Origin of the sequence: Actinomadura sp. 6K520, assembly GCF_004349245.1 — a bacterium.
In the GTDB taxonomy this organism is placed as follows: domain Bacteria; phylum Actinomycetota; class Actinomycetes; order Streptosporangiales; family Streptosporangiaceae; genus Spirillospora.
In genome coordinates, this window is record NZ_SMLC01000005.1 from 1 (window position 1) to 24837 (window position 24837).

The 24837-nt window shown below is 73.3% G+C and carries 23 protein-coding genes; 4 read left to right on the forward strand and 19 right to left on the reverse strand.

What is annotated here, in order from left to right; genetic code table 11:
* On the forward strand, positions 1–824 hold an 824-nt coding region (locus E1289_RS02650), incomplete at its 5' end, for an ABC transporter permease (protein ID WP_347813562.1).
* 9 nt (positions 825–833) lie between these two features.
* Here the strand turns inward: E1289_RS02650 and E1289_RS02655 are convergent.
* The 11 genes from E1289_RS02655 to infC all read right to left on the reverse strand — a co-directional run bounded on the left by E1289_RS02655 (position 834) and on the right by infC (position 13105).
* The gene (locus E1289_RS02655) at positions 834–1754 is read right to left on the reverse strand and encodes a lytic transglycosylase domain-containing protein (protein WP_165970306.1); all 921 of its coding nucleotides are present in this window, start codon (positions 1752–1754) and stop codon (positions 834–836) included.
* A 540-nt stretch (positions 1755–2294) separates the two neighbouring features.
* Positions 2295–3029, reverse strand: coding sequence for a hypothetical protein (locus E1289_RS02660; protein WP_131974886.1), 735 nt, complete (start codon positions 3027–3029; stop codon positions 2295–2297).
* A gap of 64 nt (positions 3030–3093) precedes the next feature.
* A complete protein-coding gene (locus E1289_RS02665) occupies positions 3094–4710 on the reverse strand; it encodes an ABC-F family ATP-binding cassette domain-containing protein (protein WP_131974888.1) in 1617 nt (538 codons plus the stop codon).
* Between the two features lie 313 nt (positions 4711–5023).
* A complete protein-coding gene (gene pheT, locus E1289_RS02670; protein WP_131974890.1) occupies positions 5024–7510 on the reverse strand; it encodes a phenylalanine--tRNA ligase subunit beta in 2487 nt (828 codons plus the stop codon).
* Entirely contained in the window at positions 7510–8619 is a 1110-nt protein-coding gene (gene pheS, locus E1289_RS02675; protein WP_131974892.1) for a phenylalanine--tRNA ligase subunit alpha, read from the reverse strand. Before pheS ends, pheT begins: the two co-directional genes overlap by 1 nt.
* A gap of 152 nt (positions 8620–8771) precedes the next feature.
* Positions 8772–9860, reverse strand: a complete 1089-nt coding sequence (locus E1289_RS02680) for an ATP-binding protein (protein WP_279486636.1) — start codon at positions 9858–9860, stop codon at positions 8772–8774.
* Positions 9861–10048: 188 nt separating this feature from the next.
* Positions 10049–10555 (reverse strand): STAS domain-containing protein, encoded by a 507-nt coding sequence (locus E1289_RS02685; RefSeq protein ID WP_131974896.1) that lies wholly within the window; start codon positions 10553–10555, stop codon positions 10049–10051.
* 296 nt (positions 10556–10851) lie between these two features.
* On the reverse strand, positions 10852–11697 hold the full coding sequence (locus E1289_RS02690; RefSeq protein ID WP_131974898.1) for an RNA methyltransferase: 846 nt from the start codon (positions 11695–11697) through the stop codon (positions 10852–10854).
* Between the two features lie 34 nt (positions 11698–11731).
* Positions 11732–12109, reverse strand: a complete 378-nt coding sequence (gene rplT / locus E1289_RS02695; protein ID WP_131974900.1) for a 50S ribosomal protein L20 — start codon at positions 12107–12109, stop codon at positions 11732–11734.
* Between the two features lie 70 nt (positions 12110–12179).
* Positions 12180–12374 (reverse strand): 50S ribosomal protein L35, encoded by a 195-nt coding sequence (rpmI, locus tag E1289_RS02700; RefSeq protein ID WP_131975075.1) that lies wholly within the window; start codon positions 12372–12374, stop codon positions 12180–12182.
* A 182-nt stretch (positions 12375–12556) separates the two neighbouring features.
* Entirely contained in the window at positions 12557–13105 is a 549-nt protein-coding gene (infC, locus tag E1289_RS02705) for a translation initiation factor IF-3 (protein ID WP_207928743.1), read from the reverse strand.
* A gap of 504 nt (positions 13106–13609) precedes the next feature.
* Here infC and E1289_RS02710 point away from each other — a divergent pair.
* A complete protein-coding gene (locus E1289_RS02710) occupies positions 13610–14107 on the forward strand; it encodes an NUDIX hydrolase (protein ID WP_131974902.1) in 498 nt (165 codons plus the stop codon).
* Between the two features lie 11 nt (positions 14108–14118).
* On the forward strand, positions 14119–15057 hold the full coding sequence (locus E1289_RS02715) for a carbohydrate kinase family protein (RefSeq protein ID WP_131974904.1): 939 nt from the start codon (positions 14119–14121) through the stop codon (positions 15055–15057).
* On the opposite strand, the gene E1289_RS02720 is transcribed toward E1289_RS02715, so the two are convergent.
* On the reverse strand, positions 15033–15752 hold the full coding sequence (locus E1289_RS02720) for a hypothetical protein (protein WP_131974906.1): 720 nt from the start codon (positions 15750–15752) through the stop codon (positions 15033–15035). The genes E1289_RS02715 and E1289_RS02720 overlap by 25 nt on opposite strands.
* A 134-nt stretch (positions 15753–15886) precedes the next feature.
* Between E1289_RS02720 and E1289_RS02725 the strand changes: the two genes are divergently transcribed.
* The gene (locus E1289_RS02725) at positions 15887–17254 is read left to right on the forward strand and encodes a prenyltransferase/squalene oxidase repeat-containing protein (protein WP_131974908.1); all 1368 of its coding nucleotides are present in this window, start codon (positions 15887–15889) and stop codon (positions 17252–17254) included.
* A 6-nt stretch (positions 17255–17260) separates the two neighbouring features.
* On the opposite strand, the gene E1289_RS02730 is transcribed toward E1289_RS02725, so the two are convergent.
* From E1289_RS02730 to E1289_RS02760, 7 genes are all read right to left on the reverse strand, one after another.
* Positions 17261–18109, reverse strand: coding sequence for a shikimate dehydrogenase (locus E1289_RS02730; RefSeq protein ID WP_131974910.1), 849 nt, complete (start codon positions 18107–18109; stop codon positions 17261–17263).
* A gap of 15 nt (positions 18110–18124) precedes the next feature.
* Entirely contained in the window at positions 18125–19303 is a 1179-nt protein-coding gene (gene mltG, locus E1289_RS02735; RefSeq protein ID WP_131974912.1) for an endolytic transglycosylase MltG, read from the reverse strand.
* Entirely contained in the window at positions 19300–19758 is a 459-nt protein-coding gene (gene ruvX / locus E1289_RS02740) for a Holliday junction resolvase RuvX (RefSeq protein WP_131974914.1), read from the reverse strand. The genes mltG and ruvX overlap by 4 nt, the downstream gene beginning before the upstream one ends.
* 222 nt (positions 19759–19980) lie before the next feature.
* Positions 19981–22650: an alanine--tRNA ligase gene (gene alaS / locus E1289_RS02745; protein ID WP_131974916.1), complete on the reverse strand. Its 2670-nt coding sequence runs from the start codon at positions 22648–22650 to the stop codon at positions 19981–19983.
* A 1-nt stretch (position 22651) separates the two neighbouring features.
* Positions 22652–22987, reverse strand: coding sequence for a hypothetical protein (locus E1289_RS02750; protein ID WP_131974918.1), 336 nt, complete (start codon positions 22985–22987; stop codon positions 22652–22654).
* Positions 22984–23394 carry a DUF948 domain-containing protein gene (locus E1289_RS02755; protein ID WP_131974920.1) on the reverse strand — a complete coding sequence of 137 codons (411 nt, stop codon included), beginning with the start codon at positions 23392–23394 and terminating at the stop codon, positions 22984–22986. Before E1289_RS02755 ends, E1289_RS02750 begins: the two co-directional genes overlap by 4 nt.
* A 111-nt stretch (positions 23395–23505) precedes the next feature.
* Positions 23506–24768 carry a replication-associated recombination protein A gene (locus E1289_RS02760; protein ID WP_131975077.1) on the reverse strand — a complete coding sequence of 421 codons (1263 nt, stop codon included), beginning with the start codon at positions 24766–24768 and terminating at the stop codon, positions 23506–23508.
* Between the last annotated feature and the right edge of the window lie 69 nt (positions 24769–24837).

Sequence of the window (24837 nt, forward strand, 5' to 3'; positions counted from 1 at the left end):
CCCCAGCCCCGCCGCCGCCGGTGCGGGCGACGCTCCCCCGCACGTTCGCCGCGATGATGGCGCGCGAGGCGCGCGTGATGCGCAAGAACTTCCTGTCCACGTTCGTCCGGGTGCTGGTGCAGCCGGTCATGTTCGTCTTCGTGTTCGCCTACGTGCTGCCGAAGCTCGGCGGCGGCGCGATGGCGGTCCCCGGCGGGCCGACGTTCTCCACGATCCTGCTGCCGGGCCTGGTGGGGTCGTCCATCATCATGCAGGCGATGATGGCGGTGATCTTCCCGCTGATGATGGAGCTGAACTGGCAGAAGTCGATCACCGACCGGGCGCTGGCCCCGGTGCCGATCCCGCTGCTGGCCGCCCAGAAGATCGTCGCGGCGGCGGTCCAGGGGCTGATCGGCGGCCTGCTGGTGTTCCCCGCGGTGCTGCTCATCCACGCCGAGGGCGAGGCGCCCAGCGTGCACGTGGCGAACTGGCCGGTGCTGGCCCTGGTCATGGTGGCCGGGTCGCTGCTGTCGGCCGCGGGCGGGCTGCTGCTCGGCACGCTGATGAACCCGCAGAAGGTCCAGGTGCTGTTCGGGATGGTGCTGCTGCCGATGACGATGCTCGGCTGCGTCTACTACCCGTGGTCGGCGCTGGACGACATCCGCTGGCTGCAGATCCTCAGCCTGTTCAACCCGCTGGTGTACATCAGCGAGGGGCTGCGCAGCGCCCTCACACCGGACGTCCCGCACATGCCGGCGTGGGCGTTCCTGCTGGCCCTCGTCGGCGGGACGGTCCTGGTGACATGGGCCGCGACCCGCACCTTCACCAGGCGCGTGCTGACCTGACGGACGGCGTCAGCGGCGCGCGCCGGGGCCGGTGATGCGGACGTCGCCGCGGGTGGTCACCACGAAGACCTGCCAGTTGTAGTAGGCGTAGTAGGCACGCGGGTCGCTCTTCATGCGCCTCGCGTGCCGCTGCACCGCGTCGACGTACAGCGGCGTCGGGTTGTAGGCGTGCAGCGCACGCCGGTAGTCGTCCGGCGCCCCGGAGGCCCTGAGGTAGTTGGCGGCGCCCATGACCGCGTCGCGCGGGTCGTCGATGTCCCCGCCCATCCCGTACTGCCGCCAGGTCGCGGGCAGGAACTGCATGGGGCCCTTCGCCCCGGCCCAGCTCGGCGACTTGATCCGGCCGTACTTCGTCTCCACGAGCATGATGGCGGCGAGCACCTGCCAGTCGATGCCGAAGCGCTTCCCGGCGTCCTGGAAGTGCTTCAGCAGCACGCCCGCCGGGCGCGGCTCCCGGGTGCGGAACTTGCCGAGGTCGTCCGCCGGCTTCGCCAGCTTGAGCAGCTTGCGGACGGCGACCACGTTGTCGCGCGCCGGGCCGGCGACCCCATCCGGGAGCAGCTCCCGCGTACGCTTTTCGAGCCCGCCGTCCTTCGCCAGCACCCGGTAGATCCGCTGCTCCCGCAGGGCCAGGTGGACGACCGCGTCGGGCGGCCCGGTCCGGGACGGGTCACCGCGCACCCACTCGTCCACCGCGAGCATCATGGCCCGGTGGGTCCGCTCCAGGTCCTGGGCCAGTCCCCCGGCGTCCTTCGCCAGCTCGCCGTTGGGCTCCGGCAGGGGTGTCGCCGCCGGTGCGGCCGAGGACGACGCCGCCCGCGGCGTGGGCGCCCGCTCGCGCTCGCCGTCCCCTCCGCCGCCGCAGCCGGCCACCGCCAGCACCGCCGCGGCGGCCAGGACGCCGGACCGCCGTGTCGAGATCCGCATCATCCAGGCGACGATGCCCATCCCGGCGGCGCAGGTCAACCCGGAGGGCCCGGTCGGTTCGGAGGGCGCGGCCGGTTCGGCGGGCGCGGCCCGGCGGGCGCGAGCGGGGCCCGGGGGTCTTGCCGCCCCCGGGCCCCTGTGGTTGCCGCCCAATTCGCACGCCGGCACATGGATGGACGCGGATCAGCCTCAGACCGTCGCGCGTTTCCGTTACGCCATCGCCCTCCGAGCAGAGCGAGCCGGATTCGAACCGGCATCTCGACGGTTTCCGTCCACGTCCGCGCGATCCGGCGATCGGCGGCGAATGCTGAGTCTGGAGCGAGAATCTGAGGTTGAGCGGGCGGCCGCCTCTACCTGTTGGGCTACCCCGGCGCGGGTGCCGGGGGCGGGACTCGAACCCGCACTGTGTCGCGCACCCTGGTCAGCTTCGGCTTCAGCTTCAGCTTGCGCTCCTCGCGCACCCCCCGCGCAGCGGCGGGGGGATCCTATTGAGTTGTCCGCTCGGGCCGTCCGCGGGCTCCGGGTGGAACCGCGGGCGGCCGGTCACCCGAACAGGTAGCCGAAGACCGCCTCACCGACGCGCTGGTCGGTGACCTCGGTCCCGTTGGCCTCCTCGCGGGCGAACTTGACCGCGTCCTGCAGCCGCTCGACGCGGCCGAGCAGCTCGTTCACCCGCCTGGCCGGAAGCGCGCCCGAGAACTTCACCGTCGTCCAGTGGCCGACGCTCACGTCCTCGTAGTACACCTCCACCTGGGCCGGATGGTTCTCGGTCGCCTCCGCCTTGACATGGTTGCGGGGCACCTTCTTGGTCTTCACCGTCCGGACCGCCTCGGTGCGCCACACGTCGGTGGACGGGTCGAACGTCCACGTCTCCGCGGCGTCCAGCACCGGCAGCTTCTTGACGAACGTGTGCAGGTCCTTGAGCTGCTTCTCCAGGAAGAGCAGGTAGGAGACCGGGACGTCGCGCAGGAGCGTCGTGCCGTCGACAGTCACGTCGGCGCGGGCGACGCAGTTCGCCCAGTCCTTGGTGGCGGTGACGTCGAACAGCCGCGTCAGCGAGGCCGTCACGTCGCGCAGGACGTCGTCGACCTTCACCTGGACGCGGGTCGACTCGGCCGGCAGTTGCTCGCCCTCCTCGTCCTTGGGCTGGTAGGTCCGTGAGATGCCCGACAGCAGCGGGGCCTTCTGGACCGAATGGTGCGCGGCGGTCAGGTCCTGGAAGGACTTGCTCTTGACGCCCTTCTCGACCGCGATGATCTGGTTCAGCTTCGTCGGCACCCCGTCACTCCCCTCGATGCACGATGACGCTAACAGCCCCTGATCGCCATATCACCGCGTTTTTCTACATGGGTCCTGCTTCGGTGAGGCCCGCCGTGCGGTCCATGTGCAGCCGGCGGGTGATGCCCAGGGTGCGCAGGAACGGCACGTCGTGACTGGCCACGATGAGCGCGCCCTCGTAGGCCGCGAGGGCCTGCGCGAGCTGCGCGGCGCTCGCCAGGTCGAGGTTGTTGGTCGGCTCGTCCAGGAGCAGCAGCTTCGGGGCCGGTTCGGCGAGCAGCAGGGACGCCAGCACGGCGCGGAACCGCTCGCCGCCCGACAGCGTGCCCGCCCGCTGCTCGGCCCGCGCGCCGCGGAACAGGAAGCGCGCCAGCCCGGCCCTGATCCGCGCCTGCGGCACCGACGGCGCCTGCGCGCGGACGTTGTCCAGCACGCTCAGCTCCTCGTCGAGGACGTCGAGCCGCTGCGGCAGGTACCGGACACCGTCCACCCCGATCCTGACCGCCACCCCCTCCTGGACGCGGTCGCCGACGATCGTCCGCAGCAACGTGGTCTTCCCCGAGCCGTTCGCACCCTCCAGCGCGATCCGCTCCGGACCCCGGACGATCAGCTCGGACAGCGTGCCGGCCGCCGGCTCGGGCGCCGAAAGGCCCGTCACGGTGAGGACCGTCCGGCCGGCCGGGACGCGGGTGGCGGGCAGCTCGATCCGGATCTCCGCGTCCTCCCGGACCGCCTCCTCCGCCTCGGTGAGCCGCGTGCGGGCGTCGGCGAGCCGTTCCTCGTGCATGATGCGGTGCTTGCCGGCCGACTCCTGCGCCTGCCGCTTGCGCGCGCCCATGATGATCTTCGGCTCGCGTTTGCTCTCGTACATCTTCTTGCCGTAGCGCTGCCGTCTCGCCAGCTTGACGTGGGCGTCCTCCAGCTCGCGTTTCTGGCGGCGCAGGTCGGTCCCGGCGGCCCGGACCGCCCGCTCCGCCGCCTCCCTCTCCACGGCGAGCAGTTCCTCGTAGGCGGACAGGTTCCCGCCGAACGACCGGATCGCGCCGTCGCGCAGGTCGGCGATCTCGTCGACGCGGTCGAGCAGTTCCCGGTCGTGGCTGACGACGACGAGGACGCCCGTCCAGGACCCGACGGCGTCGTACAGGCGGTGCCGGGCGTCCAGGTCGAGGTTGTTGGTCGGCTCGTCCAGCAGCAGGACGCCGGGGCGGGCGAGGAACAGCGCCGCGAGCGCGACCATCACCGCCTCGCCGCCCGACAGCGTGCGGACGGTCCGGTCCAGGCCGAGGTGGGCGAGGCCGAGCCGGTCGAGCTCGGCGCGGGCGCGTTCCTCGACGTCCCAGCCGTCCCCGACGGCGGTGAAGTTCTCCTCGGTGGCCTCGCCGCGCTCGATGGCGTGCAGGGCGGCGCGCGTCGCGCTGATCCCGAGCAGGTCCGAGACCGTGGCGGTGTCGTCCAGGACGAGGTTCTGCGGCAGGTAGCCGATCTCCCCCTCGACGGACACGGTCCCCGACCGGGGTCGCAGCTCCCCCGCGATGATCTTCAGCAGGGTGGACTTGCCGGAGCCGTTGACGCCGGTCAGGCCCGTCCGGCGGGTGCCGAACGCGGCGTCGAGACCGTCGAGGACGACGGTGCCGTCCGCCCAGGCGAACGACAGGCCCGAGCACACGATGGCGAATGACATGGGTGGCCTCCATGGGTGGTGAGCAGGTTGGTGCTGGACGCATGGAGACACCGCGGGTCACGCGACGTGCCGGCGGGCATGAGAAAGCCCGGCGGGACGGAGTCCGCTCTGAGGTCACGTGCGCGTGGGCCGATGGCGGCCGGACGCGCGGTGTCGGACCTCAGATCCTCAATGGACTCCCCTGCCGGGCGGCAATGTGACGTGGTCGAGACTACCTCACCACTAATCGCTACACAAGTAGCGTTAAGAAGCACCCCGGACATGGAGATGCCCCGGCCCGGAGACCGGGCCGGGGCACGTCCGTGCCGGTGTGTCAGGCGCCGCGCAGGACCGCGCCGGTGCGGTCGGACGCGGACGCCACGGCGGCGTCGCGGGCCCGCGACGCCTCCTCGGCGGTGAGGGTGCGGTCGGGCGCGCGGAACCGGAGGGCGTAGGCGAGGGACTTGCGGCCCTCGCCCACCTGCTCGCCGGTGTAGACGTCGAACAGCCGGATCGCCTCCAGCAGCTCGCCGGCGCCGGCGCGCAGCGCCGTCTCCACCGCGGCGGCCGGCACCGAGGAGTCGACGACCAGCGCCACGTCCTGGGTGGCGACCGGGTAGCTCGACACGTGCGGCGCGCGGACCGTCGCGGGCTCGCCCAGGCGGCGCAGTTCCAGCTCCATCGCGCAGGACCGCGCGGGCAGCCCGTACGCCTTGATGGTGCGCGGGTGCAGCTCCCCGGCGTGGCCGACGAGGGTGTCGCCGGCGTAGAGCGCCGCGCAGCGGCCCGGGTGCCAGGGGGCGTGCTGGTCGGCCCCGGCCGTCAGCTCGACGCCGACCTCGCGGGCCACCGTGCGGGCCGCCTCGATCGCGTCCGCCCACAGCGCCGGGCGGCCCCCGCCCCACCAGCCGGACGGCTCCCGGTCGCCCGCCAGGACGACGGCCACCCGGTACGGCTGGTCCGGCAGCACCGCCTCGAGAGCCGCCAGCTCCTCCGGCGTCGGACCCCGGTCGACCGCCAGGCGCGGCGCCCGGCCGGCCGCGCCCGGGCGCGGCCGGAACACCACGCCCAGCTCGTAAAGGGCGGTGTCGCCGAAGCCGCGTCCCACGTTGAGCGCCAGCACCTTGAGCAGGCCGGGCAGCAGCGTGGTCCGCAGCAGCGGCTCCTGCTCCGACATCGGGTTCGCGAGGCGCAGCGTCCGGCGGCGGGCGTCGTCCCCGGGAAGCTGGAGGCCGTCCAGGTCCTTGTCGGCGACGAACGGGAAGGTCAGCGCCTCGACGTAGCCGGCGCCCGCGAGGGCGCGGCCCACGCGGCGGCGCAGCCGCTGCTGGACGGTCAGCCCCTTCCCCGCGACCGGGCGCGGGGCGCGGGCCGGGATGTCCTCGTAGCCCTCCAGCCGGATGACCTCCTCGGCGAGGTCGTTGGGGTCGGTGAGGTCGGGCCGCCAGGACGGCGGCGTCACCGCCAGCGTCCCGTCCCCCCCGACCGTGCAGCCGACCTGCTCCAGGCGGCGGACGACCGCGTCCCGCCCGTAGGTCACTCCCGCGACCCGGTCGGGGTGGCCGGCGTCCATCGTGACGGTGACCGGCTCGACGGGCGCCTCGGCGTGGGTGACGCCCGGCACGACCTCCGCGCCGCCCAGCTCCGCCAGCAGGCGGACCGCGCGGTAGGACGCGTACAGCGGCAGCTCGCGGTCGACGCCGCGCTCGAACCGGTAGGACGCCTCGCTGTGCAGCCGGTGGCGGCGGCTCATCCGGGCGGTGCCGATGTCGTCGAAGTGCGCCGCCTCGATGACCATGTCGGACGAGCGGTCGTCGATCTCGGTGGCGAGGCCGCCCATCGTGCCCGCCATCGAGATCGGGCCCGACTCGTCGGTGATGAGGATGTCCTCGGGGTCCAGGTCCCGCGTGACGTGGTCGAGCGTCTCCAGCTTCTCGCCGGACGCGGCGCGCCGCACCACGATCGGGCCGGTCAGCTTGTCGCGGTCGAAGGCGTGCAGCGGCTGGCCGAGCTCCAGCATCAGGTAGTTGGTGATGTCGACGGCCAGGGACACCGGGCGCATCCCCGCGCGGTGCAGGCGGACCCGCATCCACATCGGGGTCGCCGCGTCCGGGTCGAAGCCGCGCACCTCGCGCAGCACGAACCGGTCGCACGCGGACGGGTCGGCGATGCTCGCCGGGTAGGCCCCCCGGCCGTCCTCCGGCCCCCGCGGCAGCTCCACGTCGGCGGGGTCCCGGAACGGCACGCCGTAGGCGGTCGCGGCCTCGCGGGCGATGCCGCGGATCGACAGGGCGTAGCCGCGGTCGGGGGTGACCGCGATGTCCAGGACGTCGTCGCGCAGGCCGAGCAGCTCGATGGCGTCCGTGCCGACGGGCGTGTCCCGCGGCAGGACGAGGATGCCGCTGTGGTCCTCCCCGATGCCCAGCTCGCTGACCGAGCAGATCATGCCCTCGGACACCCGGCCGTAGGTCTTGCGGGCACCGATCTCGAAGCCGCCGGGCAGCACGCCGCCCGGCAGGATCACCACGACATGGTCGCCGGCGGCGAAGTTGGTGGCGCCGCACACGATGTTCTGCGGCTCGCCGGTGCCGTTGGCCTGGCCGACGTCGACCTGGCAGTAGCGGATCGGCTTCTTGAAGCCGGTCAGCTCCTCCACCGCCAGGACCTCGCCGACGACGAGGGGGCCGGTGATGTCGGCACCGGCCCGCTCGACGGTCTCGACCTCCAGGCCCGCCGCGATCAGCTCGGCGGCCAGCGCGCGGCCGTCGACGCCGGCCGGGAGCTCCACGTACTCGCGCAGCCAGGAAAGCGGGGCCCGCATCAGATCTCCATCCCGAACGGGAGGGTGAACCGCACGTCGCCCTCCACCATGTCGTACATGTCCTCCACGCCGTGGCGGAACATCAGCGTCCGCTCGACGCCGACCCCGAACGCCCAGCCGCTGTAGCGGTCCGGGTCGACGCCGCAGGCCACCAGCACCCGCGGGTTGACCATGCCGCAGCCGCCCAGCTCGATCCAGCCCTCCGAGCTGCAGGTGCGGCACGGGTCGCCGCCCGGCTCGGCGGACGCGCCCCGGCACACGAAGCACTGCATGTCGACCTCGGCCGACGGCTCGGTGAACGGGAAGTACGACGGGCGGAACCGCGTCTTCAGGCCCGCGCCGAACATGCCGCCCACGAACGCGTCGATGCCGCCGCGAAGGTCGGCCATCGTGAGGCCCTCGTCCACCGCGAGACCCTCCAGCTGGTGGAAGACGGGGCTGTGCGTGGCGTCCAGCTCGTCGGTGCGGAACGTGCGTCCCGGCACCACCACGTACACCGGCAGGTCACGCGACAGCAGCGCCCGGATCTGCACCGGCGAGGTGTGCGTCCGCAGCACCAGCCCGGTCTCCTCCGAGCCGACGAAGAACGTGTCCTGCATGGTGCGGGCGGGGTGGTCGGGCTTGAAGTTCAGCGCGTCGAAGTTGAACCACTCGGCCTCGACCTCCGGCCCCTCGGCGACCTCGAAACCCATCGAGACGAAGACGTCGGCCATCCGCTCCTGCATGGTGGTCAGCGGGTGGCGGGCGCCCAGGGGGGCACGATCCCACGGGAGTGTGACGTCGACGGTCTCCTCGATGAGGACGCGCTGGTCGCGCTCCTCCTCCAGTTCGGCCTGGCGCTCCTTCAGCGCCTTGGACACCGCGCCGCGTGCGGCGCCGATGCGTTTGCCGGCGTCGGCGCGGGCCGCGGGCGGCAGCGCGCCGATCTCGCGGTTGGCGAGCGCCAGCGGCGAGCGGTCCCCGGCGTGGGCCAGGCGGACCCGCTTCAGCTCGTCGAGGTCGGCCGCCGCGGCGATGGCCGCGAGCGCCTCCTCGCGGGCCCGCTCCAGCTCCTCCGGCTGCAGCGCGGACACCTCGACGGGGTCATAGGACTTGTTGGGTGCAGACATGGTGGTGTGATCGACTCCGGTCGGCGTGGGACGCCCGCAGTCTAGTGCGCGGGCGATGAGGATCCGGAAAACGTGCGCGTGACGCGCTGGCCCTGGCGGGGCCCGGTAGCGCCTCCGCCCGCGTCGCAGCGGGCGCGCGGCGTGCGCCGCGCTCAGGTGGCGTAGTCGGGGGCCCCTGCGGGCACGGTAAATCGGAACTCGGCGCCGCCGCCGGGCGCCCGCCGCACGGTGATCACGCCGCCGTGCGCCTCGACCAGGCCCTTGACGATGTAGAGCCCGAGGCCGGTGCCGCCGCGGCGGTTGCCGCCGGGGCCGCGCCAGAACTGCCGGAAGACGCGCTGGGCGGCCTCGGGCGGAATGCCCTCGCCCTCGTCGCGCACCGACACGGCCGCTCCCTCCTTGTGCGCATCCGGCTCCACCACGATGGTGACAGTGCCGGCTCCGTGGCGCACCGCGTTTTCCACGAGGTTACCCAGGATCTGGCCCATTTTGTCGGGATCGAGCCACATCTCCGGCAGGACGCCGCGGGACTCGAAGCGGAACCGGTCCTCCGGCTCCCCGGCGGCGACGCGGCCCGCGATGACCTTGCGGACCTCCTCGGGCAGGTCGACGACCTGGCGGTGCATCTCCAGCCGGCCGGCCTCGATGCGGGACACGTCCAGCAGCTCGGTGATCAGGCGGGTGACCCGGTCGGCGTCGGCGTTGACGGTCTCCAGCATCACGCGCTTCTGGTCGTCGTTGAAGCGGTGCCACTTGGCCAGCAGCGTGGCGGTGAAGCCCTTGACGCTCGTCAGCGGGGACCGCAGCTCGTGCGCCACGGTGGACACGAGGTCGGCGCGGTCGCGTTCCTGGCGGGCCCGGTGCAGCGCGTCGCGCAGGCACACGGTGAACCGTTCCACATCGCCTTCGGCGTCCCGCCGGTACGCGGCCGTCACCAGCAGCTCCGTGCCGCCGGGCAGGAACAGCACGCGCTCGGGGTGGCGGGTGCGGGTGCGGAGTCCGTCGTAGGGAGCCAGGCACTTCCACCAGTCGCGGCCCTCCGCGTCGTGCAGCGGCAGGACGTCGCGGAAGTCGCGGCCCAGGGCGGACGCGGCGGCGATCCCGGTCATCCGGGCCGCGGCGGCGTTGAAGACGACGACCCGGCCGTCGCCGTCGGCGACCAGCATCCCGTCGGGAAGGTCGTCCGGCGACACCCCCGCGGAGCCCGGCCCGGGCCCGGCAGCGGGCGCGCGCGCGGCCACGCGAGGGGGTTCCTCTCCGCCCACAGCGGCCTCCACAACACCGAAGAGAACGCGGCCTGTCGAGAAGAGACTCTAGCCGCAGTCGGGCACCTGACGGGAGCCGGAAACCGCCCCGCGGAAAGGCATGTGTAGCCCTCGGGCGGCGTTCCGGCGGGGACGGGACGGGACGTCACCGGGACGCCGGGGACCTAACCGGACGCGGTGGGCGAGTCGAGCGCGGTGAGCGCACCGGGCACGTCCGCGTGGACGGCGAACAGCCGCTGCAGCCCGGTGATGCGCAGCAGGCGCAGCTGGGCGGGACGCACCCCGGCGAGCACGATCTCGCCGCCGGTCGCGGCGATCTGGTTGTGCGCGGCGACCAGCGCGCCGAGCCCGGCCGCGTCGCAGAACGGCACGGCGGTGAAGTCGGCCACCAGCCGGCGCGGCCCCGCCGCGTGCAGTTCGACGAGCCTCGCCCGCAGGATGTCGGCCGTGCGCAGGTCGATCTCGCCGTTCACCACGACGACGGCGGTGTCGCCGCTGACGCGGGCGGTGGCGACGTCCAGCCCGGCCTCGGGCTCGCCGATGGCCCGGATGCCGGAGGCCACGGCCGGCCCGGCGGGCGCGGCGGCTCCGGGCGGAGCGGCCGTGCGGCACCTCACCTCCGGCACGCGCCGGCCCGCCGTCCTCCTGGACGGCCTGAACTCGTCGGTCATCACCTTTCGCCCCCAACTCTGCACGGCGCCGTCGCCGCCCCTGGTCAACGCACTGATCAACACCGTAGGCCGCGGAACCGGCCGGCGAGCTCCCTCGCCGGACCCGTTTCCCCGTCCTACCTGCGAATGAGCACCGCATCGCGGCGGGCCCCCTGCCCTCCGCCCGTGCGCAGAACATCTTCGCAGTTCACCGGTCGGAAAACGACGCCGGTGGCGACCGATTGCGGCCATCCGATCACGCATCGCATCGGATCGCCGCGACCGCCCTCACGTACGGTCGTCCCGCCCGGTCCCTCTCATCTCGGCGGAACCGCCTCGCCCGCCGCGCCCGCACCCCGCTGGGCGCGTGCCGAGGCGTACAGGCATACGGCCGCGGCCGTCGCCAGGTTCAGGCTCTCCGCGCGCCCGTAGATGGGGACCCGCACGACCTCGTCGGCATGGGCGAGGATCTCCTCGGGGAGCCCCCACGCCTCGTTGCCGAACACCCAGGCGGTCGGCCGCGCGAGCAGGCCCTGGTCGATGGCCTCGTCCAGGGTGCGGTCGCCCGCGCCGTCGGCGGCCAGGACGGTGAGCCCGGCGCCCTTCAGCTCGGCGGCGAGCGCGCCGAACCGCGGGCCGACGACGACCGGCAGGTGGAACAGGCTGCCCGCCGAGGCCCGCACGCACTTGCCGTTGTACGGGTCGACGGACGCGTCGGTGAACACGACCGTCTCCGAACCGGCGGCGTCGGCGGTGCGCAGGACGGTGCCCGCGTTGCCGGGGTCGCGGACGTGCGCGAGGACGGTCACCAGCCGGGGCCCCGCCTTCAGCGCCTCGTCCAGCGGGACGTCGACGAACCCGCAGACCGCCAGCAGCCCCTGCGGGGTGACGGTCTGGGCGAGTTCGGCCATGATCTCGCCGCTGACGCGCAGGACCGGCGCGCCGGCGCGCTCCGCGGCGAGGACCAGATCGGGATGGCGGGCCTCGGCCTCGGCCGTGGTGAACAGCTCGGCGAGCCCGCCGGGGATCTCCAGCGCCTCGCGCACCGCCTGCGGCCCCTCGGCGAGGAACCGGTTCTCGCGGCGCCGGAAGGCGCGTTTGGCGAGCCGGCGAGCGGCCTTCACCCGTGGTGATCGGAGGGAGGTCAGCTCGCGGCCCGCCATATCGCTGTGCTCGCCTGTCGCCGGGGGCCCGGGGTCAGGCGGCCTCCGAGCCCTCGGCCGGAAGCGCGTCCTTGGCGACCTTGACCAGGGCGGTGAACGCCGCCGGGTCGTTGACGGCCAGCTCGGCGAGCATGCGGCGGTCGACCTCGATCTCCGCGGCCTTGAGGCCCTGGATGAACCGGTTGTAGGTGATGCCGTTGGCGCGGGCCGCGGCGTTGATCCGCTGGATCCACAGCCGGCGGAACTGGCCCTTGCGGTCCTTGCGGTCCCGGAACGCGTAGGTCATCGAGTGGAGCTGCTGCTCCTTGGCCTTGCGGTACAGGCGCGAACGCTGACCGCGGTAGCCGCTCGACCGCTCCAGGACGACCCGACGCTTCTTGGCGGCGTTGACCGCCCGCTTCACGCGTGCCACGTGCTGAACTCCTTCGTGGGGGCCGGGGCCATGCCAGCCTCGGCCGGTCGCTGATGTTGCAGATCGAGGGCTACTTGCGCAGCAGCTTCTTGATGTTCTTGGCGTCGGCGTCGGCCACCACGGCCGGGCCGTCGAGCCGCCGGGTCCGCTTGGACGGCTTGTGCTCGAGCAGGTGGTTCTTGTTGGCGCGGCGGCGCATCACCTTGCCGGAGCCGGTCACCTTGAAGCGCTTCTTGGCGCCGCTGTGCGTCTTGGTCTTCGGCATGGTCGCCGTCGTCTCCTTCTTTCCCGGCTCCCGTGCGGAACGCATGGGAGCGCGCCTGATCGGCGCATCGCACGATGGTCCGTGGACGCGCCAGGTCAGGCATCAATGTACGTGCGCCGCGACCCCGCTCCGTGCGAGGTCGCGGAGTCCGGGGCCGCCGCGTGGCCGGTCCCGAACGGCCGTCAGGCGGTGCTCTCGGCCTCCTGCCCGCGGGCCGTCTTCTTCTTGTGCGGACCGATCACCATGATCATGTTCCGGCCGTCCTGCTTGGGCCGCGACTCGACGAAGCCGAGATCCTCGACATCGTCGGCGAGCCGCTGCAGCAGCCGGTAACCAAGCTCGGGACGGGACTGCTCGCGACCACGGAACATGATCGTGACCTTCACCTTGTCCCCGGCCTTCAGGAACCGCACCACGTGACCCTTCTTGGTCTCGTAGTCGTGCGGGTCGATCTTCGGGCGGAGCTTGATCTCCTTGATGACCGTGTGCGCCTGGTTCTTCCGCGCCTCACGTGCCTTCATCGCGGACTCGTACTTGAACTTGCCGTAGTCCATGAGCCGGGCGACGGGCGGACGCGCGGTGGGCGCCACCTCGACCAGGTCGAGGTCCGACTCACGCGCGATCTCAAGGGCCTTGGCGATGGGCACGATGCCCACCTGTTCGCCGTTCGGGCCGACGAGCCGGACCTCGGGCACGCGAATGCGGTCATTGATACGCGGTTCGGCGCTGATGGGACCTCCTTGGGGCCGTTCTCAAGTTCGTTGGACCGGTCGTACCCCGAGGCTTCCACAGGAAAAGCCCCGCACGACTCACGCACGGGGCCACCTTCGGTCTCCCTGGACGGCGGAGCCGTCCGAGGACGACGGCGCTACGGGCACGGAGCCCGTTCGCCGGACCGAGGACCCACCGGCCTGCCGGCCGGTCAGGTGGGAGGTGGCCTCCGCTTGGAGCGCCCGGTCCGCGCAACCGCTGTCAGTCGCGCGCACAGGGCCGGTCGGCCAACCACATTACCATCTGCGGGCACCGCGTGCCCCGGTCGATGGCCTGCGATTCTGCAGATTCGCGGTCGGTCCGCGTGAGGTACGCCACCCTCCTCAACATGCCGGGACGCAAGCCCATTCCCGAGCCGGGTGATGAGGTGATGGCGGATCGGCCTCTCGGCGTTCCGCTCCCCGGCTGTTACCTTGAGGCGAGGACGGCCCGGTGGGGCCGGCACCAGGGAGGTGGTCCCCGCCATGCCCCCGGTCGAGGTCGGCGCGCCCGGCCCCCTCAGCGCTTTCGCACCGGTCAGGCTGGAGTTCGCCCAGAAGGCTTTCATCGTCTCCGGCGGACGGCTGCTGCTCGTCCGCAAGGCCGCGTCCGACCCGTTCCATCCGGGCCGCTGGGAGGTGCCGGGCGGGCGCCTGGAGGTGGCGGACGACCTGGACCTCGACGACCACATCCGCCGGGAGGTCTGGGAGGAGGTCGGCATCAAGGTCGAGCCGGGGCCGCCGTTCCACCTCTGGCAGTGGTACATGCCCGACCGCGCGGCGTCCTTCCCGGGCGGTCGGATACGCGTCGTGGCGGCGGCCCGCCGCTGCCGGCCGCTGACGCTGGACGCCGGCCTGGAGAACCAGGACTCCGGCGACCATCTCGACGACTGCGCCTGGGTGCCGCTGGAGGCGGTCGGCGCCTACGACCTCATCCCGAGCCTGCGTCCGGTGATGCGGGCGTTCCTGCTCCCGCCCCGCTGAGTCGCCGCGACATGGCCCCGTCCCGACCGCCGGTCGAGTGGCCGGGCCTGGCGGGCGCGGGCGAGCGCCGGTTCAGCCTGCTGATCGTCGGAGACGTGGGGATCGAGGTCCGCGCGTCCCTCCCCGACGTCCGTTTCGCGGACCTGCGCACGGATCACCTCTGCTATGCCCCGGCCCGGGCCATGGTCGCCGGGACGGCTGTCAACCTCGCCCGGTGCGCGACGCGCCACTTCCGCCGGGTCGGCGTGCTGGCCAAGGTCGGCGACGACGACTTCACGCCGGTGATCCGCGGGGAGCTGCGGCGGATCGGCGTGGCCGACCATCTGCGCGTCGAGGCGGGCGCGCCGAACGGCGTCGCGGTGATGCTGCGGGACCGGCCGTCCGGCGGCGGGCCGGGCAACCGGCTCCTCGTCGTCCAGGACGAGCCGCCGGGCCGCCGCCTCGCCGAGCCGGAGGTCCGCGCGGCCGCGGGCCTGATCGGCGGCGCGGACGTCCTGGCCACCGACGGGTACTCGCTGCTGTCGCCGGTCTCGCGGGCGGCGCTGCACGCGGCGGCCCTTACGGCCCGGGACGCGGGGACGCCGGTCGCGTTCGACCTCGTCCCGCACGACATCGACGCGCGGCTCCCGCCGGGCGCCGTGCTGCCGATGCTGGGCCTGGCCGACCTCGTCATCTCCGAGGCCCCGACGCTCGCGCGGCTGCTCGGCCGTCCGGTGCCGGTCGCCGCGCACGAGGTGCGGGAGCTGCTGCCGGCCCTGGACCGCGCGGTGGCGGGGTGCCCGCTGTGGCTGCTGCGGTTCGGCGCGACGTCCCTGGAGCGGGCGATCGCCTACCGGCGGGAGGGGCCGCCGCTGGAGTACGCCACCGGTTACGGGGACGGGGTCGAGCGCGCGGGCTTCGGCGACCGGCTGGCGGCGTCCGAGCTCTACTGGTGGCTGTCGGGGGCCTGAACGTCCTCCAGGCGCCCGGCCGCCGTACGCATGGCCTGGAGGGTCCGGAGGAAGCGGCGCCTGCTGCCCGGCAGCCCGAACGTCTCCTGCCAGCGCCATGTCCCGCCGTGCCCGGGGGAGGTGACGGCCCAGCGCAGGAACTGGCTGCGCACGCCGTCGCCGGCGTGGACGGTCGCGACGCCGTCCTCCTCCACCAGGAGGTAGGAGCGGCCGGCGCGGAGGTACGCGCGCAGGGCGGCATGGTCGGCGGGCGCACCCGGCAGCCCGTGGGCTTCCACGGCCGGCCGCAGGCCGTGCGTCCCGGGCAGGAGGTGCCAGTGCGCGTGGTCGACGCAGGCGCCTCCGCCCTGGGGGGTGGCCGGGCCGTGCTCGAAGAGGACCAGTTCGCGGCTCCCGTACGCCTCGCGGTAGAGCCCGGCGACGCGGTCCCGCCAGGCCAGGGCCCGTTCCCACATGTGCCGTCCGAAAGCCCCGGCGCACCGGTGGTGTTCGCGGGTCACCAGCAGCACGTGCCCGTCGGCGAGCGGCGCCACGTCGGGGATCAGGAGGAAGTCCGCGTCACGCGCGATGACCCCCGACTCTCCCGGCAGGTCCGCCATGTCGTTGAACCTGAACCGCAGGGGCGGGCAGAGGACGCAATCGTGACCGGGGTCGTTCCACATCGTCGGCTCGGCCAAGGCCGCCTCCAGCGCCACGGACGGGGAACCGTTCCGCCTCCAAGGTCCCGGTGCCCCGTACCGGCGGGCTGTACTGGCGGGGATACCGACATAGAACCCACAAGATACAAATCATGGCGATATGGGTATAAAAGAGGTCAGAAGGCAACATTGTGAATCTGCGACCTCCCCTCCCCGCCCCCCGCACACCGCGCGGTCGCGGCCCGCACCGGCGGCCCGGCGCCCCCGTCGTCGACATGGCCGTCCTGCACGCCCGGCTGGACGAGTCCCTGGACGTCCTCCGCGACACCTACGCGCCCGCGCCCGGCGACGGCGGCGGCTGGTACCACGAGCTCACGCGGCCGGAGCCGGGCAGCACCGCGACGGCTCTCGGGCTCCTGGCGTTCGTGGAGGCGGGCCGCCCCTTCGAGTACTTCGACGACGGGCTCGCCTTCCTCGCCGCCCGGCAGACCACCTCCGGCGACGCGCTGCGGGACGGCGGCTGGGCCACCAGGACCAGCCTGGGCATGCCGGTCGTGGAGGCGACCGGCTGGATCGCGCGGTTCCTCGCCCGCGCCCGCTGCGACCTGCGCGACGACGCGCCCGACCTCGAACGCGCCTACCGCTGGCTCGTGCTGAACCAGAACCCGGACGGCGGCTGGGGGTCGCTGCACGGCTGCCGGTCCAGGGTGTGGCCGACCTGCCTGGCGCTCCGCGCGCTCAGCCAGCTCAACCCCTACGACCCGGCCGTCGACCGGGGCGTGGAGTGGCTCACCGCGGACCGGACCGCGCACCGCCCCGGCTGGGGACCGACCCAGGCGTCCCGGCCCACCGTCACCCACACCGCGTTCGTACTGGTCACACTGGCCGAAGCGCGGCCGGACCTGAGGACGGAACGGCTGCTGGACGCCTACGACTGGCTGCTGGAGCACCTCGACACCGACGACGGCACCTGGATCGAGACCTACGACGTCTCCCCGCAGGGCACCGGGTCCAAGCCGGTGTGGCGGCTCGCGCTGTGGCACTACGGCCCGCCCATCGCGCTCAACGCCCTGCTGCGGGACCCGCGCGGCCCGCACGGGCCGGCCGTCGCCCGCGCGTTCCGGGCACTGGTCCGCGGCGAGGTCGCCGACCCGCACCGGAACGGTTACCCCGGCAGCGGCCGGACGTCGCTGTGGACGCTGTGGTGGCGGCTGGAGACCCTGATCGCGCTCGCCCGGCTCCCCCTCGCCGGGAACGCCGACGTGCTGCACTGGCTGCCGGACGCCACGGTCGTGCAGCGCGCCCACGCCCGGGAAATCCCCCTGGGCGAGCTGCTGCCGCGCAGCCGGCTCGTCGACCCGGTGGCGCTCGCGCGGCGGCACTGGGCGGCGTTCCTGCTCGCCCTGGTGTGCGCGGGCAGCGCGTTCGGCGTCGCGGCCGGACTGTGGGGGTGGAAGGACTTCTGGCTGAGCGTGATCCTGCCGATCGTCCTCACCGCCGTCGACGAGTCGATGCGGCGCCGCCGCACCCAGCGCGGACCGCCGCCCGCCGCGCCCTGAGCGGGCTCACGCCAGGCGCGCCCGGCGGGCCAGCTCCGCCTCCCCGGCGGCGCGCATCGCCGCCACGGGCACGTCGTCGCGGCCGGTCATCAGCGCCACCTGCCGGACGGCCTGGTGCAGCAGCATCGGGAAGCCGCCCACGACGGTCCCGCCGGCCTTCTCGACCGCCACCGCCAGGGCCGTGGGCCACGGCGCGTACACGACGTCGAACAGGGCGGCGCCCGACCCGGCGACCGGAGCGGCGAACGCGTCGGCGGCCCGTCCCGGCAGCGTCGACACCACCAGCTCGGCCGGGAGTTCGGCGGTCACCCGGTCGAGCGGGACGACCCGGACCGCGAGCCCGAACCGCTCGCCCACCCGGGCGGTCCCGGCGGCGCGCTCCGGCGTGCGCACCGCGAGCACCGCCTCGGCCGCGCCGAGCGCCGCGAGCGCGGCGAGCGCGGACGCGGCGGTGGCGCCACCGCCCAGCACCAGCGCTCTGCCGCCCGGCCCGCCGATCGTGACACCGGCCTCCGTCAGCGCCGTCACCATGCCGTGCACGTCGGTGTTGTCGCCGTGGCGCCGCCCGTCCCGCAGCACGATCGTGTTGACGCCGCCCACCTTCACCGCCAGGTCCGACACCGCGTCCACCAGGTCCAGCGCGACGCGTTTCAGCGGCATGGTCAGCGACAGGCCCGCCCATTCGGGCCCGAGGCCGTCCAGCAGCCCCGCCAGGCCGTCCTCACGGCACTCGATCGCCTCGTAGGACCAGCCGGCCAGTCCCATCGCCGCGTACGCCGCCCGGTGCAGCACCGGCGACAGCGAATGCGCGATCGGCGCGCCCAGCACCGCGGCCCGCCGGGCCGTCTCCCCCACCGCCACTCCCTCGGCTCAGTTGCCCGGGTTCTCCCGCTGCCAGGCCCGGAACTCCTTCTCCAGCTCGAGCTGCTGCTCGTAGGTGGTGGCGAACTTGGTGATCCCGCGGTCCGGGTCGGTGGTGACGAAGAACAGCCACGTCCCGTCCTTCGGCTTCAGCGCCGCCTCGATCGCCGCGCTCCCCGGATTGCCGATCGGCCCCGGCGGCAGCCCCTTGTACTTGTAGGTGTTGTACGGCGAGTCGTACTTGAGGTCCTCGGTGGTCACCGTGAGCGTCCGCTTGCCGAGCGCGTACACGACCGTGCTGTCGAACTGCAGCGGCATGTCCTTCTCGACCCGGTTGTAGATGACCCGGGAGACCTTCGGCAGGTCGCTGGGCCGGGCGCCCTCCGCCTGGATGAGGCTGGCCAGCGTGATGACCGTCCCCGGTTTCATCCCCGCCTCGCGCGCCTTGCCGACGAGGTCGCCGCTCGTCGCCTCCTCGTTGAAGCGGTCCACCATCTGCTTGAGGATCTGCGCCGCCGAGCCGTTCGGGTCGAGGTCGTAGCGCCCCGGGAACAGGTAGCCCTCCACCCGGTTCCCCGCGTACGGCGGCAGGCCCAGCCCCTCCGGCTTCTTCGCCGCCGCCTGGAACTCCTTCACCGGGATCCCGGTCTTCTTGGCCAGGAGCTCGAACACCTCGACGGCCCGCCGGCCCTCCGGGATCGTGATCTGGGTGTCGGCCCGCGATTTCGGGTCCAGCAGCAGCGCCATCGCCGCCGCGGACGACATCTTCTGCCGCATCTGGTAGAAGCCCGGCTGGATGCTGGACGCGCGCGTCTCCGCACTGAACACCTTGACGAACGCGCGGGAGCTCTTGACGACCTCGTGCTCCTCCAGCGCCTTGCCGATCACCGCGCCGCTGGCGCCGTCCTTGATCTGGACCGTGACACTCCCCGTGCCCTGACCGGTGTAGTCGGGGGGGTTCCACTTGTCGTCGAGCCACGCGTAGCCCAGCACGCCGCCGGTGCCGAACACCGCCACCAGGAACGCCATCGCGAACAGCGCCGCGGCCCGGCCGTTGCGCCTGCGGCGCTTCTGCCGCTTGCGGGTGCGCCCCTGGTCCTTCCTGCTGGGCCGGCCCTCCGGCGGCGGGGGTCGCCCGTCGCCGTACGGGTCGCCGTACGGGTCCGGGAAAAGGTCCAAGTCGTTCATGAGCTCCCCCGGACGATCTCTCCTGGGGGGCTTCCCGTCAATCGTTCCGCGTCAAGTGCCGCCTGGAGCAGCACCGCCGCGGCGGCCTGGTCGACGACCTTGCGGCGGGCCCTGCCGTGCACTCCCCCCGCCCGCAGGCCGCTCTCGGCCGTGACGGTGGTGAGCCTCTCGTCGTGCAGCCTGACCGTCTCGGGGGGAAGCCGGTCCGCGAGCCGGGCCGCGAACCTGCGCGCCGCCTCCGCCGCAGGGCCCTCCCGGCCCGACAGCGACGTCGGCAAGCCCACGACGACCTCGACCGCCTCGTACTCGGCGACCAGCTCCACCAGCCGGTCGACGTCCCCTTTGCCGCTCTTCACGGTCTCCAGGGGCGTGGCGAGCACGCCGCCGGGATCGCACCGCGCGACCCCGACCCGCACGCTCCCCACATCAACCCCCAACCGGACGCCCTGTCTCATGGCTTCGCTCCGCTCAGCGGCTCCGGGCGCCTCCCCGGCACCGGCTTCCCTCGTCGCGTGCTCACTCCTCCGTCGCTCCGCGCGCTCCTCAGTCCAGCCGGCGCCGCGCCCTCCGCGCGCCTCATGGCTTCGCTCCGCTCAGCGGCTCCGGGCGCCTCCCCGGCGCGCCCGTTGCGGGCCTGGTCGCTTCGCCCCCGGTCGCTCTACCCCGATCTGCGGGGATCACGCGGCCCCTACTGCGCGTCCGACCGCGTCGAGGGCCTCGCCGATCGCGGCGGCGTTCGCGCCGCCGCCCTGGGCCAGGTCGTCCTTGCCGCCGCCTCCCCCGCCGAGGGCCTTGGCGGCCACGCCGACGAGCGCGCCCGCCTTGAGGCCGCGTTCGCGTGCGCCCTCGGTGACGGCGACCACCACGACCGGACGGTCCTTCGGCACTCCCGTGACCATGACGACCGCCGCCCGTGAGACGAGCCGGCCCCGGACGTCGACGGCGAGCTTGCGCAGGTCGTCGGCCCCCGTGCCGTCGGGGGCGCGGTGCCCCACGAACGCGATGCCGCCCACGTCCTTGGCGGTGTCGGCGAGGGAGCCCGCGATGGCGAGGACCTGCTGGGAACGGAGCTTCTCCAGTTCCTTCTCGGCGTCGCGGAGCCGGGTGACGACGCCGGAGATCCGCTCGGGCAGCTCTTCCTTGCGCGCCTTCAGCTGCTCGGCGAGCTGCGCGACCAGCACGCTCTCCCGGGCGAGGAAGCGGAACGCGTCGATGCCGACGAGGGCCTCGACGCGGCGGACCCCGGCGCCGATCGAGGACTCGCCCAGCACCTTGACCAGGCCGAGCTGCCCGGAACGGGCGACGTGGGTGCCGCCGCACAGCTCGCGGGAGTAGTCGCCGACCTCGACGACGCGGACCTCGTCACCGTACTTCTCGCCGAACAGGGCGAGCGCCCCCATCGCGCGGGCCTCGTCGATCGAGGTGTGGAAGGCGCGGACGTCCAGGTCGCCGACCAGGACCTCGTTGACCTCGTCCTCGACCTCCCGCAGCACGCCGGCGGGGACGGCGCCGGACGCGGTGAAGTCGAACCGGAACCGGCCCGGCGAGTTCTCCGACCCGGCCTGCGCCGCCGACTCGCCGAGCGCGCGGCGGAATCCGGCGTGCACCATGTGGGTCGCGGTGTGCGAGCGGGAGATCGCCCGGCGCCGTTCCACGTCGACCTCGGCGTGGGCCGAGTCGCCCGCCTGGGCCTCACCGCTGCGGACGCGCCCCCGGTGCACGATGAGGCCGGGCAGGGGCGCCTGCACGTCGGTCACCTCGATGACCGCGCCGTTGCCGAGCCTGATCACGCCGTGGTCGGCGAGCTGCCCGCCGCCCTCGGCGTAGAAGGGGGTGCGGTCGAGGACGACCTCGACCTCGGCGCCCTCCCCGGCCGCGGGCGCGTTCGCGCCGCCGACCAGCAGTCCGACGAGGCGGGCGTCGCCGCGCAGGTGGCCGTAGCCGATGAAGTCGACCTCGCCGCCGGCGCCGGTGAGCAGCTCGTCGAGGACGGAGACGTCCAGGTTGCCGGTCCGCTTGTCGCGGGCGTCCTTCTTGGCGCGCTCGCGCTGCTCGCGCATGAGGCGCCGGAAGCCCTCCTCGTCCACCTGGAGGCCCTGTTCGGACGCCATCTCCAGGGTGAGGTCGATCGGGAAGCCGTAGGTGTCGTGCAGCTTGAACGCCTGGTCGCCGGCGAGCGTCCGGCCGCCGGACCGCCTGGCCTCCTCGGCGGCGGTGTCGAAGATGGCGGTGCCGGTGCGCAGCGTCTGGAGGAACGAGTCCTCCTCGGCGTCGATGACGGTGTGGATGTTCGCGGCGGTGCGCACCAGCTCGGGGTACTGCTCGCCCATCGCCTTGATCGCGACGTCGGTCAGCTCGTGCATGAGGCCCGCGTCCTGGCCGCCGAGCAGCCGCAGGTTGCGGATGGAGCGGCGCAGGATGCGGCGCAGCACGTACCCGCGGCCCTCGTTTCCGGGGCGGATGCCGTCGGCGACCATCATCGTCCCGCTGCGGACGTGGTCGGCGACCACGCGCAGCGACACGTCGGCGCGCCGGTCGCGGCCGTACCGCGCGCCGGTCAGCCCCGCCGCGCGGTCCAGGACGCGCCACAGGGTGTCGGTCTCGTAGATGTTGTCGACGCCCTGCAGGATCGCCGCCATGCGCTCCAGGCCCATGCCGGTGTCGATGTTCTTGGCGGGCAGTTCGCCGAGGATCGGGAAGTCGGTCTTGCTGTCCCCCGGCCCCCGCTCGAACTGCATGAAGACGAGGTTCCACACCTCGAGGTAGCGGTCCTCGTCGGCGACCGGCCCGCCCTCGCGCCCGTACGCGGGGCCGCGGTCGTAGTAGATCTCGGAGCAGGGGCCGCACGGGCCGGGGACGCCCATCGACCAGAAGTTGTCCTCCATGCCGCGCCGCTGGATGCGGTCGAGGGGGACGCCGACCTTGTCATGCCAGATGCTCCGGGCCTCGTCGTCGTCGTTGAAGACGGTGACCCACAGCTTCTCCTCGGGGAACCCGAATCCGCCGTCCTCGCGGGGCCGGGTCAGCAGCTCCCAGGCGAACGGGATCGCCTGCTCCTTGAAGTAGTCCCCGATGGAGAAGTTGCCCAGCATCTGGAAGAACGTGGCGTGCCGGGTGGTCTTGCCGACCTCCTCGATGTCCGGCGTCCGCACGCACTTCTGCGCGCTGGTCATCCGCTGGGACGGCGGGGTGCGCTGGCCGAGGAAGTACGGCTTGAACGGGACCATGCCGGCGTTCACCAGCAGCAGGGTCGGGTCCTCGGCGACGAGGCTTGCCGAGGGCACCACCAGGTGCCCGCGCTCCTCGAAGAACGTGAGGAAGCGGCGTGCGACCTCTGCCGACTCCATATCAGTGGCCATCCTTGTCGTTCTCGATGATCGTGTATCGCGCCTTGAGCACCCGGCGTGGGCCGGAACCCCACGGGCCGGGCAGCTCGGCGTCCGGCGGAGCCTGGTCCATGCGGACGGCCTCGCGCAACTCCTCTTCACGGGCACGCATCTCGGTACGCACGTCGGAGGCGAAATGCCTCAACCGCTCGCCGGCGCCCTGCCCGGTGGACACCGCCCGCGCCGCGACCCCCTCGGGGGACCAGGCCCGCGCGATCCGCACGACGCGGCGCTTGACGCGGTGCGAGACGTAGACGCCCGCGCCCGCCCCGACCGAGAGCCAGAACAGCCGCCTCATCCGCGTCCCCTGCCCGAGGAGCGTGCCTGCAACTGCGGCCTGCCCGGATCGGTGTCGCCGTCCCGCCCGCCGAGGGCCTTGCGCACCCCGTAGGAGAACGCGGCGGCCTTCACCAGCGGGCCGCCCACCACCGAGGTCATGACGGTGGTGACGGCGGAGACGTTCTGCGTGACACCGGCCACCTGCTTGGTGATGACGTCGGTGCGGCCGAGCTGCTCGTTGGCGCGCTTGACCGTCCTGGTCATGTCGTTCATCAGCGGGCCCGCCTGGTCGCCGATGTCGTGGACGACCTTGGTCGCCTCGCCGAGGAGGCGGGAGAGCTTCAGCAGGGTGAGCGCGATGAACGAGACGAGCACCGCCCAGAACACCGCCACGATGAGACCTGCCAACTGTCCACCAGTGAGCATCAGGGCTTTCCGTTCGCGTGAGTTCGGCTCGGGGCCGGGCATGTGGCCAGAGACAGACCTTACCGGTCGACCGGCCCCCATGCCGGGACCACCGGCCGGGTCAGGGTCGGGTCAGCGCCGGTCCGCGGTACCGCGCAGGACGGAGCGGATCCGTGCGAGCACTTCGGTGAACCTGGACTCGGCACCGTACTTGGTCGGGCGATAGTACTCCCGTCCGTCCACGGTGTCGGGCGCGTACTGCTGCCGGACGACCCCGCCGGGGTGGTCGTGGGCGTACTTGTAGCCCTGCCCGTGCCCGATCTTCGCCGCGCCCTTGTAGTGCGCGTCGCGCAGATGCCCGGGGACGGGCCCGGCGAGGCCCTTGCGCACGTCGCCGAGCGCCCCGTCCACGGCCATGATCACCGCGTTGGACTTGGGCGCCAGGGACAGGTGGATGACCGCCTGGGCGAGGTTGATGCGCGCCTCGGGCAGGCCGACGAACTCCACCGCCTGCGCCGCGGCGACCGCCGTCTGCAGCGCGGTCGGGTCGGCCATGCCGACGTCCTCGCTGGCGTGGACGATCAGCCGCCGGGCGATGAAGCGCGGATCCTCCCCGGCCTCGATCATGCGGGCCAGGTAGTGCAGCGCGGCGTCGACGTCGCTGCCGCGGATGCTCTTGATGAACGCGCTGATGACGTCGTAGTGCTGGTCGCCCTCGCGGTCGTAGCGGACGGCGGCCCGGTCGACGGCCTTCTCCAGGACGGCGGCGTCGATCACGGCGCCGTCCTCGACGACCAGGGCGGCGGCCTCCAGGTAGGTGAGGGCGCGCCGGGCGTCCCCGCCGGCGAGCCGGACGAGATGGTCCTCGGCCGCGGGGTCGAGGGTGACCGCCCCGCCGAGGCCGCGCCCGTCGGTGAGGGCGCGGTGGATGACCTCGCGCAGCGCGTCCTCGCCGAGCGGTTCCAGGGTGAGCAGCAGCGACCGCGACAGCAGCGGGCTGATGACGGAGAAGAACGGGTTCTCGGTGGTGGCGCCGATGAAGGAGACCCAGCGGTTCTCGACGGCGGGCAGCAGCGCGTCCTGCTGCGCCTTGTTGAAGCGGTGGACCTCGTCCACGAACAGGACGGTCTGCCGCCCCGCCATGCCCAGCTCGCGCTTGGCCAGGTCGATCTCCGCGCGGACGCGCTTGACGCCGTCGCTGACCGCGGAGATCTCCACGAACCGCCGGGACGTGACGTGGCTGACGACCGTGGCGAGGGTCGTCTTGCCGGTGCCCGGCGGCCCCCACAGGACGAGCGACATCGGCACGTCCCGGTCGACGAGCTGCCGGATGGGGGTGCCGGGGCCGAGCAGGTGCCCCTGGCCGACGACCTCGTCCAGCGCGCGCGGTCGCATCCGCACCGCGAGAGGCTGCCCGGCCCCCGTTCCGGCCGGGGCCGGGGACACCGGCGCGGCGGCGGGCTC

Bases quoted from the DNA above. Each gene is read 5' to 3' on its own strand.
- E1289_RS02760 (WP_131975077.1), bottom strand. From the start codon at position 24,768: ATGCGACCGCGCGCGCTGGACGAGGTCGTCGGCCAGGGGCACCTGCTC.
- alaS (WP_131974916.1), bottom strand. From the start codon at position 22,650: ATGGAGTCGGCAGAGGTCGCACGCCGCTTCCTCACGTTCTTCGAGGAG.
- E1289_RS02685 (WP_131974896.1), bottom strand. From the start codon at position 10,555: ATGACCGACGAGTTCAGGCCGTCCAGGAGGACGGCGGGCCGGCGCGTG.
- E1289_RS02755 (WP_131974920.1), bottom strand. From the start codon at position 23,394: ATGCTCACTGGTGGACAGTTGGCAGGTCTCATCGTGGCGGTGTTCTGG.
- E1289_RS02710 (WP_131974902.1), top strand. From the start codon at position 13,610: ATGCCCCCGGTCGAGGTCGGCGCGCCCGGCCCCCTCAGCGCTTTCGCA.
- E1289_RS02715 (WP_131974904.1), top strand. From the start codon at position 14,119: ATGGCCCCGTCCCGACCGCCGGTCGAGTGGCCGGGCCTGGCGGGCGCG.
- E1289_RS02750 (WP_131974918.1), bottom strand. From the start codon at position 22,987: ATGAGGCGGCTGTTCTGGCTCTCGGTCGGGGCGGGCGCGGGCGTCTAC.
- rpmI (WP_131975075.1), bottom strand. From the start codon at position 12,374: ATGCCGAAGACCAAGACGCACAGCGGCGCCAAGAAGCGCTTCAAGGTG.
- ruvX (WP_131974914.1), bottom strand. From the start codon at position 19,758: ATGAGACAGGGCGTCCGGTTGGGGGTTGATGTGGGGAGCGTGCGGGTC.
- E1289_RS02655 (WP_165970306.1), bottom strand. From the start codon at position 1,754: ATGATGCGGATCTCGACACGGCGGTCCGGCGTCCTGGCCGCCGCGGCG.
- E1289_RS02690 (WP_131974898.1), bottom strand. From the start codon at position 11,697: ATGGCGGGCCGCGAGCTGACCTCCCTCCGATCACCACGGGTGAAGGCC.
- pheT (WP_131974890.1), bottom strand. From the start codon at position 7,510: ATGCGGGCCCCGCTTTCCTGGCTGCGCGAGTACGTGGAGCTCCCGGCC.
- pheS (WP_131974892.1), bottom strand. From the start codon at position 8,619: ATGTCTGCACCCAACAAGTCCTATGACCCCGTCGAGGTGTCCGCGCTG.
- E1289_RS02665 (WP_131974888.1), bottom strand. From the start codon at position 4,710: ATGTCATTCGCCATCGTGTGCTCGGGCCTGTCGTTCGCCTGGGCGGAC.
- mltG (WP_131974912.1), bottom strand. From the start codon at position 19,303: ATGAACGACTTGGACCTTTTCCCGGACCCGTACGGCGACCCGTACGGC.